The organism is Aquibaculum sediminis (assembly GCF_040712085.1).
Classification (GTDB): domain Bacteria; phylum Pseudomonadota; class Alphaproteobacteria; order Kiloniellales; family DSM-21159; genus Aquibaculum; species Aquibaculum sediminis.
This window is the reverse complement of sequence record NZ_JBFCVK010000006.1, coordinates 216,300-231,029: the sequence shown is the minus strand read 5'-3', so window position 1 is coordinate 231,029 and position 14,730 is coordinate 216,300. Positions and strand designations below refer to the sequence as shown.

Below are 14,730 nucleotides of genomic sequence, written 5' to 3'. Positions count from 1 at the left end.
GCCAGCCGCCTCAGGCACTGTTACATAAACGCATACGGGAGACAGTCACAAGACGCTGGAAGGAGCAGGGCGGTGAACCCTTTCGAACAGGATCTGGATCGCAATTCAGCCAACTATGTATCCCTTTCGCCGCTGTCTTTCCTGCCGCGCACCGCGGCGATCTATCCCCAACGCACGGCGGTGGTCCATGGGCGCACCAGCTTCACCTGGGCGGAGGCCTATGAACGCTGTCGCCGCCTCGCGTCGGCGCTCGCCGGCCTCGGCGTGGGCAAGGGCGATACCGTGGCCGTCATGGCGCCGAACACGCCGCCGATGTGGGAGGCGCATCACGCGGTGCCGATGCTGGGCGCTGTGCTGAACGCGCTGAACGTGCGTCTCGATGCTCGGACCATCGCCTTCATCCTCGAGCATGGGGAAGCGAAGGTCCTGATCACCGACACCGAGTTTCACTCGACCATATCTGAGACCCTGAAGCTGCTCGGCCGCGACCTTCCCGTGATCGACATCGACGATCCACAAGGCCCGGGTGGGGAGCGGCTGGGTCAGGTGGAGTATGAAGACTTCCTGGTCGGCGGCGATCCCGACTTTGCCTGGGACCTGCCCGAGGACGAGTGGAATGCCATCGCCCTCAACTACACCTCCGGCACCACCGGCGACCCCAAGGGCGTCGTCTATCACCATCGCGGCGCCTACCTGAACGCGCTGGGCAACGCCATGGTCTGGAGCCTGCCGCCGCACCCGGTCTATCTCTGGACCCTGCCGATGTTCCACTGCAACGGCTGGTGCTTTCCCTGGACGATCACGGCCGTGGCCGGAACCCATGTCTGCCTGCGGCGGGTCGAGACCAAGGCCATCTACGATGCCTTTGCCGACAATGGGGTGACGCACCTCTGCGGTGCGCCCATCGTGATGCAGCTCATTCTCGGCGCCGGGCCGCAGGAGCGGCGGGACTACGAGCAGAAGGTGCAGATGATGACCGCGGCTGCGCCGCCACCGGCCTCGGTGCTGGCCGCCATGGAGGAGCAGGGGATCGAGATCACCCACGTCTATGGGCTGACGGAGGTCTATGGTCCGGCTGTGGTCTGCGCCTGGCACGACGACTGGAGCGCGCTCTCCATCGAGGAGCAGGCGGAACTCAAGGCGCGACAGGGGGTGGCCTATCCCGTGCTGGAGCAGCTCATGGTCGGCGATCCGGAGACGCTGGAGCCCGTGCCGGCCGACGGCCAGACCATGGGCGAGGTCTTCATGCGCGGCAACATCGTGATGAAGGGCTACTTCAAGAATCCTTCGGCCAGCGAGCGGGCCTTCGCTGGCGGCTGGTTCCACAGCGGCGACCTGGGCGTGGTGCACCCCGATTGCTATGTGCAGCTCAAGGACCGCTCCAAGGACATCATCATTTCGGGCGGGGAAAACATCTCCTCCATCGAAGTGGAGGATGTGCTCTACAAGCATGCCGCTGTGGCGGCGGTTGCCGTGGTGGCCAAGTCCGACGAAAGGTGGGGCGAGACCCCTTGCGCCTTCGTCGAACTCAGGTCGGGCGCGACGGCCGAGGCAGAGGAACTGATCGCCTTCTGCCGCGAGCGGCTCGCGCACTTCAAATGTCCGCGCCATGTGGTCTTCGGCGAGTTGCCCAAGACCTCGACCGGCAAGATTCAGAAATTCACTCTGCGCGACCGCGCCGGCCAGCTGTGAGGCAAGGCCGTCGCGGTGCGCTCAGACCAGGCTGGACCAGACTCAGGCGGCGCTGTGGCCGTTGCTGAGGCTGGAAATGGTATCCTTGAGTTTGAGTTTCTCCCTCTTCAGTTCATGCAATCGAGCCTCGTCGGGATGGGGCCGCGCGCTTTCCTGGCTGATGGTCTGCTCAATACGGGCATGCTTGTCGCGGAGCATCTCGATGTGGGGTTCGATCATATGAACGACCTCCTCTGAAATGGTAGGCCAACGCGGCACGGGCCGGATTTCCGGGGGGGTGCGGCGTGAGGGGAGACGGAAGCGCTACCCCTTGATATTAAGTGTGGGTGCGAAGCGGTCGGGGCGCAATATTGCAAAATGATGAAATCTGTAAGCGAGTCGAAACCCACCAGGCTGATTGTCGGCATCAGCGGCGCCAGCGGCGTGATCTACGGCATCCGCCTGTTGCAGGCGCTGCGACCGCTCCCGGTTGAAAGCCACCTGGTGGTCAGCCGCTCGGCCGAGCTGACGCTGGCCTATGAAACCGATTTGAGCCTGCGCGATCTGCAGGGCCTCGCCGACGTGGTGCACGGCCGTGACGACATGGGCGCGGCCGTTTCCAGCGGCTCCTTTCGGACGCTGGGCATGGTGGTCGCTCCCTGCTCAGTGCGCTCCATGGCGGAGATCGCCAACGGCGTGACCACCAGCCTGCTGACCCGGGCGGCCGACGTGGTGCTGAAGGAGCGACGACGCCTGGTGCTCATGGTGCGCGAGACGCCGCTGCATGCCGGCCATCTGCGCAACCTCTTGTCCCTGGCCGAGATGGGGGCGGTGATCGCGCCGCCAGTGCCCGCCTTCTACACCAATCCCACCAGCCTCGAGCAGGTGGTGGACCAGTCGGTGGGGCGCGTGCTCGACCTCTTCGACCTGGAGGCCGAGACCGTGCAGCGCTGGGGCGAAACCGGGCCGGAGGGGCAGCGCGCGCGGCGCGGGCGCCTCGAGAAGAAGGGCGCCAAGGACTGAGAGCTTCCGGTTTCGGTTCCGGCAGGCAAGCAAAAGCGGTTATGCTGCTGCCGGAACAGGAATGGGGAGGCCGGACATGATCCGCAACGCTCTCTGGCTGGCAATTGGTGGCTGCCTCACCATGACAGGCGCGGTGCAGGCCCAGTCCTGGCCCGAAGGGCCCGGTCGGCAACTCACGGAGGAGACCTGCGGCGCCTGTCACCGCCCCAGCCTGATCACCAACAGCAGCGGCTACGATGAGGCCGGATGGCGCCATCTCATCGGCACCATGATGAATCTCTCGGGCAGCGAGACCCTCGACGAGATCGCCGGCTATCTGGGCGAACACTTCCCGCTCAATGACCGCCGCGCCCCGACCCTGGTCGAGGGGGAGCATTCCATCCGCTTCGAGGAATGGGTGACCCCGACCCTGGGCCAGCGCACGCGCGATCCGGTCGAGGCGCCGGTTGGCAGCCTCTGGTGGGCCGGGCAGTGGGCCGATCTCGTCGGGCGCCTCGACCCCGAAAACGGCGAGATGGAGGAGTTCCACCTGCCCAGCGGGGCCAAGCCGCACACGGTAGCGGCCGATGCCGAGGGTCGCATCTGGTACACGGGAAATGGAAACGCCACCATGGGCGTGCTGGAGCCCGAGACCGGCGCGATCCCCGAGTACGAGATGCCCGACCCCGACGCGCGCGACCCGCACTCGGCGATTGTCGACGGGGCCGGGCGGGTCTGGTTCACGCTCCAGCGCGCCAACATGATCGGGCGCCTCGATCCCGCGTCAGGGGAGGTGGACCTGGTCACCCTGCCCACAGCCAACAGCCGGCCCTATGGCATCAAGCTGGATACTTCCGACACGCCCTGGGTGGCGGCCAACGGGAGCAACCGGCTCTTCCGCGTCGATGCCCGCTTATCAACCCATTCTGATTCCCTGGGCCATCGTGGAACAGGGAGCACGAAACGATGGCGGTGGCGGAATGGGCTGGGCACTGGTCGACTGGAAAGGCTCTCTTGAAGTATTGAAGGAGCGGCTGGCTCCCGCTTTAGGCCGCTTGGAGACACGGAAATCAGCCTCAGCGTTTCTCGAGGGGTTGCTGTCGCCTGCGGAGCGCAAGACCGGCTGGATGCTGGCTGAGCAGGCAGGGCTTTCTCTACCCTACCGCATCCAATCTCTGCTTGGGCGCAGCCGCTGGTCGGCTGATTTGCTGCGCGACATAGTGCGAGACTATGTTTGGGAAGCACTCGGTGATCGCGATGGTGTGCTGGTCGTTGACGATACCGGCTTTGTGAAGAAGGGCGCGCATTCGGTTGGCGTTGCGCGGCAGTACTCTGGGACGGCAGGCCGCATCGAGAACTGCCAGATTGGCGTCTTCCTGTCCTATGCCAGTCGCTTCGGCCAGGCCCTGATCGATCGCCAGCTCTACCTGCCCAAGAGCTGGGCGTTCGACCCTGAGTGGCGGGCAAAGGCAGGCGTGCCGGAGGATCTCGAGTTTGCGACAAAGCCCGCCATGGCGCGTGAGATGGTCGCCCGGACCCTCGATGGAGGCGTGTCTTGCGCCTGGGTCTTGGCGGACGCGGCTTACGGCAGCGATCGCCGCTTCAGGCGCATGGGCAAGCCTATGTTCTGGCCATCCGTTCCAACCATACCCTGCGGTTCGTCGAGGACTGGACGCTGGTACAGAGCGACCCGGCCACCCTCGCCGACGAGCTTGAGGCTGACCGGTGGCGCTCCCTGGCTGCTGGCGAGGGGGCGAAGGGGCTGCGGCTCTATGACTGGGCCAGAATTCCATTCGGGGCGGCTCGTGAAGACGGCTTCGAACGTTGGGTTCTGGTGCGCCGAAGCCAGGCCGAGCCGACAAAACTGGCCTACTACTTCGCCTACGCACCCGCTGGCACTTCATTGGCCGACCTCGCCGGGGCGGCCGGGCTGCGCTGGACGATCGAGGAGTGCTTCCTGCGGGCAAAAGACGATCTCGGGCTCGACCACTGCGAAGCCCGCTCCTGGCATGGCTGGCACCGTCATGTCAGCCTCGTCGCGGCGGCGGCTGCTTTCCTTGCCTGGCTTTCCGCCGATCAGCGCCGCGCTGCCTTCAGAAAATGGGACAAAACGAGTCCAAATGCCGCTGCGTGAGCTTCCGGGTAGCCGATATACTCACCACCTCGGAAATCCGCTACCTTATGATCAAGCTACTGTTCACGCCGCCCAGCAGTGCCGCTTTCATATGGACCTGATCATGGTGGCGACGACGGCATCAAGCCAATGCCGCTGAATATCATCGAAGAATGCGGCAGAAAATGCAAATGTAACTAATGTGCGGAGGGACGCCTGACATTGCGAGAGTCGAAGCATGGGGCCAGCGGATAATCGAGGGCGATGATCGACACAGGGAATCCGCAAAATCTAGAGCGGAACGCTTGGAGCGCATTCTTTCCGGCTCAGCGACCCAAGCAGCCCGTAGCGGCCACAACGTTACCTAGCTTAAAATCGATCTGCTGTCCTGACGCGAGGCAATTGCGCAGTCTGTCCCGTTCATGTCGCAGAATCCCGCGGCATTCGGTTGGCGGGCCTATCTATGAACCGAGGCCCTCTTATGCAGAGTATCCAATCTAGAGTTCCTATTATACCAGGACCGATTGCGCTCGTTTGAGTGCAACTCGTACAGCAGGTCTCTGAAACATTTCACAAAATCAGTTATTAAAAAATTGGGTTTCTTCGGTTTTGGGGTGACATCGACAAAAGAAAAGCTAATTTCCTCTTCTATTGGAACTATTTCAACTCCGTTTGCTCGGAATAATTTGGCACTAAATGGCTCAATTATGGCACATCCTAGGCCTTCTGCCACAAAAGAAGCCACTGATACTGACCACCGTGCTTCATATAATTTTGATCGAATAATGTTCTCTGAGGCAAACAAACCATCAATTTTTAACCGAGTAGTCGTTGCCTCCGCTAGAGATATAAAGGCTTCACCTTCTAAGTCCTTAATAGATACTACTGATTTTTGGCATAAAGGGTGCCCTTCAGGTACAAGGCATACGCAGTTTACCCTCATTACCGGCCCGTGCATTACGTGCTCGGTGTCCACAGGCGTCATCGCGAAACCAACATCATAATGTCCTGCCGCGACCAGATCGACAACTTCTGGTGAGTTATAAGTGTCCACAGACACTTCTGCGTCATGGCCATTTTCAGCAAAAGACCTAACGACCATCTGGAGGAAACCGGAGGTTAAGGCGGGCATAGCAGCAATGCGAAGTCTGCCACCCTCTCGGTGCCTAATGCGCCTTGCTGCTCGGCCAATCTTATCTAATCCGCTAAAGGACCGCTGGACCTCTTCGAAGAGCGCGAAAGCATCTGCTGTGGGTTCTAGGCCGCCCTTTCGGCGAGAAAACAGCGGAAACCCAACCTCTACCTCAAGTTCACGCATAATTTTGCTGATAGCGCTTTGCGTTACCGACAGCATGCGCCCGGCTTCGGTCATGTTTGTCGTGAGCATGACAGCGCGGAAGGCTTCAATCTGGCGCATGGTTAGCATCTACTGCACCCATGATATGAGGTCACGGAATGTATACCCGACTTTTAATCACTTGACCATATATCAAAAACTCCCGCACGCTGTCATCTAAGGGCAAAGAAAAGATAAGCCCTGCCACGATATTGGGGAGTTTCACATGAGCGAAAACGACGTTTTCGCCAACACAATCTTTGAACCGTATTGGTGGGGTGAAGCACCGCGCCATTGGACCAATGCAACAGAGCTTCCCAAGACTGCGGATGTTGTTGTAATTGGTTCCGGGTACTCAGGTTTGTCCGCCGCCCTTACGGCATCTCGTGGAGGCATGAGTGTCGTAGTCTTTGAAGCGGATGTGCTCGGTTATGGTGCAAGCACCAGGAATGGTGGCGCAGTGGGTGAAACACTGCGAATTTCATTCCGCAACATGGTTCAAAAGTGGGGAGAGCAAACAGCTCAATCCTATTATTTAGGGGTTCGTGAAGCTCGACAGTATCTCGACCACTTAATTCAAGATAATGACATCGAATGTCATTATCGAAAGGTCGGACGCTTCATTGGTGCGCACAAACCGGAAGATTATCAGTCGTTGGCTCGGGATCTGGAAGCGCGGAAAGCCAGCATAGGCTTTGATGCAGAAATGATACCCGCAAGCCAAATGCAAGATATCGTTGGTTCTGACGCATATCACGGCGGACGGCTAATCCACTCCGATGGAAATCTTCAGCCCGCGCTGCTTCATAGTGGTCTAGCACAAGCTGCACAAACAGCAGGAGCAACTATCTTCGACCAGACGCGCGTACTGGCTTATGAACGGGACGGGCGCGGCTTTCGGGTTAAAACATCTAAAGGTGACATAGAAGCTAAGCAGGTCATCGTCGCTACGAACGGCTATACCAATCGCTCGGTTCGTGGCTTAGCACCCTGGCTTTCAAAAAGAATCATCCCCATCCAAAGCCAAATCATCGCGACCGAAGAGATCGACAAGAACCACCTCAGGAGACTAATCCCAGAATCGCGCCAGATGGGTGACACGAGGAAGTTGCATAACTATTGGCGTTTGTCCCCGGATGGGAAGCGTTTGTTATTTGGAGGCCGCGCGGGTGCAACCGAGTTGAATGATCGGCGCCGGAGCGCATCCGAATTGCGAAATCAGATGCTGAGCGTCTATCCGGATCTAGGGGGGGTTGGCCTTTCCCATGCGTGGGCAGGGTTCATTGCTTACACCTTCGATTCTTTACCGCATATGGCTTCGCACCAAGGCGTCCATTATGTCGGAGGCTGCTGCGGTAGTGGTGTAGCCATGCAGCCATACCTTGGCCATCAAGCAGCGCTCAAGGCACTAGGTCGGAAAGAAGCCTGTAACCCATTCGATACAATCCATCCCACGGTTCCCGGATACTGGGGCAAGCCGTGGTTTATGCCTGCCGTCTTGCTTTATTTCGCCTGGCGGGATCGGCAAGCCTCAAAATAACAGGCGAACGCGTCAGAGGAGTGGCTTCATGAATGTGACAAAGCTCGTAAAAGGTTCGCTAGCCGTTGGCGTACTGTGTGCATCAACATCGCTCACTGCCATCGCAGTAGCAGATGAAATGCCGCCGCTGCCCGAGTCAATTGAAGAACAGGGCGTCGTGCGAATTGGCACGAAGTGTGACTACCCACCCGATGGATACCTCAATACGGATGGGGAACCCATTGGACTCGAAGTCAATATGGGAAAGCAGATCGCTGCTTACGCTTTTGGTGACGAAGGGGCTGCCGAGATCACGTGCGTAACAAGTTCAAATCGGGTTCCCGCACTTGTCGGTGGCAAGATTGATGCGATCATTGCAACCATGGGCATCAACGCGCAGCGAGCTGAGGTCGTTGATTTTTCGAGGCCCTACACTTGGTCGTCGTCTTCCATCCTAGTGATGAACGACAGCGACATACAGACCATGGACGACCTTGAAGGTCGTACGGTCGCATTTGTCAAAGGCGCTTGGCAGATCCCATGGTTTGAGGAAAACATGCCGAATATCAACGATGTGCGTCTCGATACGGTTTCAGATTCGATCCAAAGTCTGATGCAAGGCCGAGCTGATGCGTACGCTCATGATCTGGCCGTTCAACTATCCCTCGACATGAACAATGATCGGATCCGGATGCTGGAAGATCGCTACCAGCTTGGCTCCAGGGGTGTTGCGGTCAGGAAGGGTGAGGAAGATTGGTTGGCGTATGTGGATGCTTCGATCGATCGGATGGAAGCAGAGGGCAAGTTTGAAGAGTGGATCGAAGAATATGAGGACCCCGACATGGTAGAGGTCCGTAAGACACTCTGGGACGTGTCCCAGCGTCCTGCTGAAGACTGACCATGGTCAAGCTTGCCGTCCCGCCGTTATAAGGCGGGGCGGCAGCTCCAAAGGGGCTCCTATGTACAATTTTTCATTTGATTATATCTGGGGTGCTGGGCCAGATTTATTCTATGGTCTTTTAATGACCATACGAATTAGTGTTCTCTCAATCCTACTGGCCGCTGTGATAGGTGTTGTGTGTGCGAGCGCACGCATATTTAACATTCCTGTGATCTCACAAATATCAGTGGCATACGTTAACTTTATTAGATCAACGCCTCTCTTAGTACAAATCTTCTTCATATACTACGGTCTAGCATCTGTCGGCGTACCCTTGTCGGCCTTCTGGTCGGGTGTTCTCGCGCTTACGTTATGGGGCGGAGCTTATAACACAGAAAACGTGCGAGGTGGATTCCTCGCCATACCTAAGGGATTAACCGAGGCGGCAAACGCGCTCGCATTCGGCCGTATGCACTACCTGCTGCTCGTCGCACTTCCAGTGGGATTGCGAGTCAGTATTCCAGCAATGCTGAACACATCGGTTTCAGTGCTAAAGAATTCAGCTTACTTACAGGCTATTGGTCTTGCAGAGCTAACATTTGTGGCTATGGACCGAGTGGCGATGGATTTCAGAACACTGGAAATGTTTGCAGCTATTGGCACCATCTATCTTGGCCTTGTTTTAGTTTTGTCGTTCGCTGTGCGACGTTTGGAATTCGTACTTCAGAAACCCTTCCGGCCAAGCTGAGAGATTTGAAATGGAATTAATTCAATCAAGCCTTCCGCTGTTCATTCGCGGTTTAACCGTGACGTTTCAACTTGCGCTAACAACATTAGCAATAGCTAGTATTATTTCATTGTTTTTCGGTCTTATGGGCGTGTCGCGACACAGGCCGTTGCGCTGGGTATCAATCGCGTATGTGGAGTTTTTTCGCGATATCCCATTAGTTGTTAACTTACTGTTTGTTTATTTTGGTGCCCCGTTAATTGGCATTCCACTGGAGCCGTTCTGGTCGGCGGTTGTCAGTCTTTCAACGTGGGGCGGCGCAAACGGTGCGGAGATAGTTCGTGGCGGCTTTAGTGCAATACCTAAGCACCAACGAGAGAGTGCCATGGCCTTGGGGTTAAGCCCTTGGGAAATTATGGTATACGTTCTTTTGCCGCAAATTGTGTTGCCGATTATCCCCCCATTTACAGGATTATTTAGCATTCTTATTCAGGCCACGTCTCTTGCGTCGCTAGTTGGCGCCATGGAGTTCTTTCGAACGGCCCAAATTATTGTGGAGCGTACTACCATGATGACAGGGTTCAGTCCGGCGTTCACTATATTTGGGTTTGTTCTTTGTGTTTACTTTGTCATCTGCTTCTCGCTGGCAATGTTGACGAAACGGTTAGAGCGTTATCTAACTGAACGCACGATGCGTAAGGGGTTGAAGGTCGCTCGCTTACGTCAAGAAGCAGCTGAGAGCATCTAAAGAAACGGGGCGATCTAAAGCCCAATGGAGAACATGATGGAATCAAAAGTTAGTGGCTTCTTGAAAGAGGTGATGGCACCTGAAATCCAAGCCGCATTTATGGCGCCGGTGCTGTTTCGGTCGTTTGCACCTGCCTTGCCGTTAATGAGTGCAATCAACAAAGCACACGTTGTGATGCTGGAGGAGCAGGGCATCTTGGATCAGGCTGTGGCTGCCGAGTTGGCAAGGGTGATCTTGGATCTCGACGAGGAAGGGCCATCAGCCTTTGAGTTGGATCCGGCCCGAGAAGATCCCTACTTTAACTACGAGGCAGAGGTAATTCGGCGGGTAGGCGCTGATGTAGGCGGAAGAATGCATGTTGCCCGGTCGCGCAATGATCTAAAAGCGACTCAAGATCGAATGCGTGCGCGCCACCTGGCCATAAAAATAATGTCTGAGGTGCAAGAAGTTAGACGGGTTCTGATCGATCAGGCGGGGAAGTATTCCGATGTAGTCATGCCCGGCTATACGCATCTGCAGCCCGCGCAACCAATTACGTACGGTTGGTATTTGCTAGGCGTAGAAAGCGGCCTCCAAAGAGACTTCAACAGGTTCTCGGAAGCATACAGTCGTCTTAATCTTTCACCATTGGGCGCAGGAGCCCTCGCGGGTACGTCATTTCCAATCAATCGGGATCGAACCGCGTGTTTGCTGGGATTTGACGGACCGGCCTGGCATGCGCAAGACGCAATAGCTTGCCGGGATGTAATCATAGAACTTGTTGCTGCTTGCACCTTTTTGGCGACGACCATGGGGAGAATGGCGCAAGATTTCTATAATATGACAACATATGAATTTAGCACATTAGACCTGCCGGATAGCGTCGCTATTACGTCCTCGATCATGCCCCAGAAGAAGAATATGGCGGCCCTGGAGAACCTGAAAGGGCGGCCAGCCCACCTTATAGGGGCCCTAAGCTCAGCGTTCGCTGCCTACAAGGCGGTCCCCTATAGTCATGCCCAGGATGGTACGAGCGACAGCATGAGGTGGGTCTGGGACTCGCTTGAGGAGATGGCTCTGGCTGTTCCAGCGGCAAGGGTGGTTGTCTCAGGCGCCAAACCTAAGCCAGAACGGATGCTCGAACTGGTTCGGGAGAACTACTCTACCGCTACCGATCTGGCAGACGCGTTGGTCCGTGAGAAGGGTTTGTCATTCCGAGAAGCGCATCACGTGGTTGGGCGTGTGGTTCGCCTAGCAATGGAGCGCGGATTGAAGGCCGATGAAGTAGGTGCGGACCTGATAGACCAAGCAGCTGTGGAAACTATCGGTAGAGCGGCTTCTATGAGCGATGAAGCTGCAAGAAACGCATTGGATCCGGTGAAGGCAGTTCTTTCTCGAGAAGGGACGGGCGGACCGTCCCCCAATGACGTGGCCGCCTTAGTTGAGGCAGCAAACAGTAAGCATGCTGAGGATTCAGAGCTGCTGAGTCGACGTGTCGCGAGTCTGCGTGCGGCAGAGGGGGAGCTTGAGAAAGAAACCAAGCGTTTGAGTGGCCTCGCATCGGCAGCCTAGCACAAGGGCATTGATAATGAGCGTATCCACGGAAAGTCGAGAAACGGTAATTTCAGCGCGCGGGCTGGAAAAACGATTCAAGGGCATTGCGGCGCTGGGTGGGGTTGATCTCGATGTGCACCGGGGACAGGTCCTTGTGGTTATCGGCCCATCTGGTTCTGGAAAATCTACGCTTATCCGCTGCCTCAATGGGTTGGAAACCGTCGATGCCGGGGAGATCGTTGTAGAAGGTCAGAGGGTAGAACGAGCGTCTGTTTCAGCTTGGCGACGAGTGCGCCAAAGGGTTGGCATGGTGTTCCAGGACTATGCTCTGTTTCCGCACATCACGGTGAGCCAGAACATTTGCCTGTCACCGGTAAGAGCCGGAATCTATAAGCGGGATGAGGCGAAATCGGTGGCCTTGGATCTGTTGGATCGCGTGGGCCTACAGCACAAGGCTGATTCCTATCCCACTGAGTTGTCCGGCGGTCAGCAACAAAGAGTAGCGATCGTGCGCGCCCTCGCCATGCAGCCAGGCGCTATCCTATTCGATGAACCGACCTCAGCCCTTGATCCTGAAATGATCGGGGGCGTTCTTGAGGTTATGAGAGAATTGGCACGCGGCGGGATGACTATGGTCGTGGTTACCCATGAAATGGGTTTTGCGCGCGAAGTTGCCGATCAAGTGATTTTTATGGACCATGGAAAAATTGTTGAAACGGCGCAACCCAACGAGTTGTTCTCGGCGCCCAAGGCCGAACGCACTAAGGCGTTTCTGGACATGGTTTTATAGAATGAGTGTCAGTAATGACAGTTGATCAAGTTAATAAGGAAAAAGCGATGGTCGGTAATAACGGTTCGATCATCGCTATTGAGAATGTTGGGAAATGGTATGGTGCATTCCAGGCATTAGATGGTGTTAATATTCAGATTGCGCGTGGCGAAAAGGTAGTTGTCTGCGGTCCTTCTGGATCTGGAAAGTCAAGTCTTATCCGCTGTATCAATGGCCTGGAGCCGTACCAGGAAGGTAAGATCAGCGTGGACGGAGTGGCACTTGTAGACCCGCGCTCAGTTGAGCAAGTGCGACTTAAAGTGGGCATGGTATTTCAGTCGTTTAACCTATTCCCTCATATGACGGTTTTGAAAAATCTCACGGTGGGGCCGGTTTGGATACGAAAAGAGTCGAGGGAGGCCGCTACGGAACGGGCCTATAAGTTCCTGGAACGAGTCCGGATTCGGGATCAAGCTGATAAATATCCGATTCAACTCTCAGGGGGCCAGCAGCAGCGAGTTGCCATCGCACGTGCGCTGTGCATGGAACCAGAAATTATGCTCTTTGACGAGCCGACGTCTGCCCTTGATCCAGAGATGGTGAAAGAAGTTTTAGATACCATGGTTGATCTGGCCAGCGAAGGCATGACGATGATTGTTGTATCTCATGAAATGGGATTTGCACAACAAGTGGCAGATCGTATCGTCTTTATGGATGAAGGAAAAATTGTAGAGCAGGCGGAGCCAAAGGTGTTTTTTAATGCTCCTGCTACCGAGAGATCGAAAGATTTCTTAAACAAAATATTGAAGCATTAAACATTAGAGTCCGACTCAAAACTCGGCGGTGGATTTTTTGGCGATGAAGCGCGCGGATCTTCTGATCGCTGCGATGAGCACCCAGGCATCGGCGGATGCGATGGAGGCCTTCCAGTCCTTTGCCAGGCGCCGACAGCGTCCAAGCCACGCGAAGGTGCGCTCGATCACCCAGCGGCGGGCGATGACAATGAAGCCCGGAACGCCGGCTGGGCGCTTCACGATCGCGATCTGGGGGCCGTCCTCGGTGGCAAGCGCCGCTTTCAGCTTGTCGCCAGCATAGCCGCCGTCGGCGAAGACATGCGTCACGCTGGGAAAACTCTCGCAGGCCTGGGCAATCACGCTCGGGGCGCCGTCGCGGTCCTGGAGGTCGGCAGCATGTGTGACGAGACCGAGCAGATTGCCGTCGGTATCGGTCAGGACATGCCTTTTTCGCCCCCTGGTTTTCTTGCCGGCATCATAGCCACGCGGCCCGCCGCTTTAGGTGGTTTGGACTGACTGGCTATCGATGATCCCTGCGGTCGGGGTCGGATCCCGGCCCGACAGAACCCGGGCCGCGCCGACCAGGGCCTCATTCAACAGGTCCAGCAGCCCACTGGCCCACCACACCCGGTATCGACAGCGCAAGAATCATCCCGGTGACGGCTATGGTCGCCCGTTCGCGGTCGGGAGTAAGGCTGCGTGCCATGCCGAGCAGGGCGTGGGCCACCACGGCCACGGCCGCCGCCTTCAGGCCCTGGATCCATCCGGCGCCCGCGCCCGTGCCCAGGGCCTCAGCGCCGTAGGCGAAGGCCACCAGCAGCAGGGCCGAGGGCAGGGTGAAGGCGGTCCAGGCAGCCAGCATGCCGGCATAGCCAGCCCGCTGCAGCCCGACCGCCATGCCGACCTGACTGGAGGCCGGTCCCGGCAGGAACTGGCACAACGCGACGATGTCTGCATAGGCCCGGTCGCTGAGCCACCTGTGCTTCGCCACGAAGGCATCGCGAAAGTAGCCGAGGTGGGCAACAGGACCGCCGAAAGAGGTGAGGCCCAGCACAAGGAAGATGCGAAAGACCTCCCAGGCGGAACCCTGCCTCTCGCTGACCGGGTCAGTTCTGCTCATGCTCACTGGGGAAGAGGCCGGACAGCCGCGTGGGGTCGAGCTGTGGCCAGGTGGCTTTGAGCAGGGTCAGGAGATGGTCACGCTCCGCGCCGCGGGGTGCGGGAATCAGGGCGAGGAGGTTGGCGGCGGCGTGGGAGGGGCCACCGGTTGCCGCCGGCGGGGCCAGTGTGGATTCGAGCAGCAGCTGCTCCAGCCGCTCGGATTCCAGTTCCTGCGCCTTGATCTGCTGGCGCAGTTCGGCCGCCTCGCCCAGCGCCATGGCTTCGCGGCCCTTGAGCCATTGCCGGACCCCACGCAGGGGCTGCACGACCTGCGCGTGCCAGGGGGTGGCTTGCTCATCGAGCCTCTGGCGCTCGTCCTGGGTGATGCGATGGCCCAGCGCGCCGCACCAGAGCGCATGCAACAGCCGGTTCACGTCCGCGCCGCGGCTGTCTTGCAAGGCCAGGCAGGCCTCGGGGACGCCCGGTTGGCCGTAGATCGCGAGTGAGAAGCTCCAGAGCCGGCCGGTGTGCTTCACG

14 protein-coding genes and 2 pseudogenes are annotated in these 14,730 nt (G+C 57.6%); 11 read left to right on the top strand and 5 right to left on the bottom strand.

The annotated features are described in order from the left end of the window. Positions 1–72 precede the first annotated feature (72 nt). Positions 73–1,692, top strand: coding sequence for an acyl-CoA synthetase (locus tag ABZ720_RS11635; protein WP_366555692.1), 1,620 nt, complete (start codon positions 73–75; stop codon positions 1,690–1,692). 42 nt (positions 1,693–1,734) lie between these two features. Here the strand turns inward: ABZ720_RS11635 and ABZ720_RS11630 are convergent, their stop codons facing one another. Then, positions 1,735–1,911: a YdcH family protein gene (locus ABZ720_RS11630; protein WP_366555691.1), complete on the bottom strand. Its 177-nt coding sequence runs from the start codon at positions 1,909–1,911 to the stop codon at positions 1,735–1,737. Between the two features lie 138 nt (positions 1,912–2,049). On the opposite strand from ABZ720_RS11630, the gene ABZ720_RS11625 reads away from it, so the two are divergent. From ABZ720_RS11625 to ABZ720_RS17480, 3 genes and pseudogenes are all read left to right on the top strand, one after another. Then, on the top strand, positions 2,050–2,694 hold the full coding sequence (locus ABZ720_RS11625; RefSeq protein WP_366555690.1) for a UbiX family flavin prenyltransferase: 645 nt from the start codon (positions 2,050–2,052) through the stop codon (positions 2,692–2,694). A 61-nt stretch (positions 2,695–2,755) separates the two neighbouring features. After that, a pseudogene (locus ABZ720_RS11620) lies at positions 2,756–3,568 on the top strand (Vgb family protein); the annotation flags it as partial. Between the two features lie 71 nt (positions 3,569–3,639). After that, positions 3,640–4,807, top strand: a pseudogene (locus tag ABZ720_RS17480) (IS701 family transposase). Between the two features lie 436 nt (positions 4,808–5,243). On the opposite strand, the gene ABZ720_RS11605 reads toward ABZ720_RS17480, so the two are convergent. Then, positions 5,244–6,203: a LysR substrate-binding domain-containing protein gene (locus ABZ720_RS11605; RefSeq protein ID WP_366555688.1), complete on the bottom strand. Its 960-nt coding sequence runs from the start codon at positions 6,201–6,203 to the stop codon at positions 5,244–5,246. 145 nt (positions 6,204–6,348) lie between these two features. Here ABZ720_RS11605 and ABZ720_RS11600 point away from each other — a divergent pair, with 145 nt between their 5' ends. From ABZ720_RS11600 to ABZ720_RS11570, 7 genes are all read left to right on the top strand, one after another. Next, positions 6,349–7,662 carry an NAD(P)/FAD-dependent oxidoreductase gene (locus ABZ720_RS11600; protein WP_366555687.1) on the top strand — a complete coding sequence of 438 codons (1,314 nt, stop codon included), beginning with the start codon at positions 6,349–6,351 and terminating at the stop codon, positions 7,660–7,662. Between the two features lie 28 nt (positions 7,663–7,690). Next, positions 7,691–8,539, top strand: a complete 849-nt coding sequence (locus ABZ720_RS11595) for a transporter substrate-binding domain-containing protein (protein ID WP_366555686.1) — start codon at positions 7,691–7,693, stop codon at positions 8,537–8,539. Positions 8,540–8,600: 61 nt separating this feature from the next. Further along, complete coding sequence (locus ABZ720_RS11590) at positions 8,601–9,269, top strand: amino acid ABC transporter permease (protein ID WP_366555685.1); 669 nt, start codon at positions 8,601–8,603, stop codon at positions 9,267–9,269. Between the two features lie 10 nt (positions 9,270–9,279). Beyond that, the gene (locus ABZ720_RS11585) at positions 9,280–9,996 is read left to right on the top strand and encodes an amino acid ABC transporter permease (protein WP_366555684.1); all 717 of its coding nucleotides are present in this window, start codon (positions 9,280–9,282) and stop codon (positions 9,994–9,996) included. Between the two features lie 24 nt (positions 9,997–10,020). Next, a complete protein-coding gene (gene argH / locus ABZ720_RS11580) occupies positions 10,021–11,547 on the top strand; it encodes an argininosuccinate lyase (protein ID WP_366555683.1) in 1,527 nt (508 codons plus the stop codon). 16 nt (positions 11,548–11,563) lie between these two features. Beyond that, positions 11,564–12,319, top strand: coding sequence for an amino acid ABC transporter ATP-binding protein (locus ABZ720_RS11575; RefSeq protein ID WP_366555682.1), 756 nt, complete (start codon positions 11,564–11,566; stop codon positions 12,317–12,319). Between the two features lie 14 nt (positions 12,320–12,333). Beyond that, the gene (locus ABZ720_RS11570) at positions 12,334–13,113 is read left to right on the top strand and encodes an amino acid ABC transporter ATP-binding protein (protein WP_366555681.1); all 780 of its coding nucleotides are present in this window, start codon (positions 12,334–12,336) and stop codon (positions 13,111–13,113) included. A gap of 15 nt (positions 13,114–13,128) precedes the next feature. Here the strand turns inward: ABZ720_RS11570 and ABZ720_RS11565 are convergent, their stop codons facing one another. From ABZ720_RS11565 to ABZ720_RS11555, 3 genes are all read right to left on the bottom strand, one after another. After that, the gene (locus ABZ720_RS11565) at positions 13,129–13,530 is read right to left on the bottom strand and encodes a transposase (RefSeq protein WP_438264098.1); all 402 of its coding nucleotides are present in this window, start codon (positions 13,528–13,530) and stop codon (positions 13,129–13,131) included. Positions 13,531–13,681: 151 nt separating this feature from the next. Next, positions 13,682–14,212: a chromate transporter gene (locus tag ABZ720_RS11560; RefSeq protein ID WP_438264095.1), complete on the bottom strand. Its 531-nt coding sequence runs from the start codon at positions 14,210–14,212 to the stop codon at positions 13,682–13,684. Further along, positions 14,199–14,729, bottom strand: coding sequence for a TIGR02444 family protein (locus ABZ720_RS11555; RefSeq protein WP_366555680.1), 531 nt, complete (start codon positions 14,727–14,729; stop codon positions 14,199–14,201). The genes ABZ720_RS11560 and ABZ720_RS11555 overlap by 14 nt, the downstream gene beginning before the upstream one ends. Position 14,730: the final 1 nt, after the last annotated feature.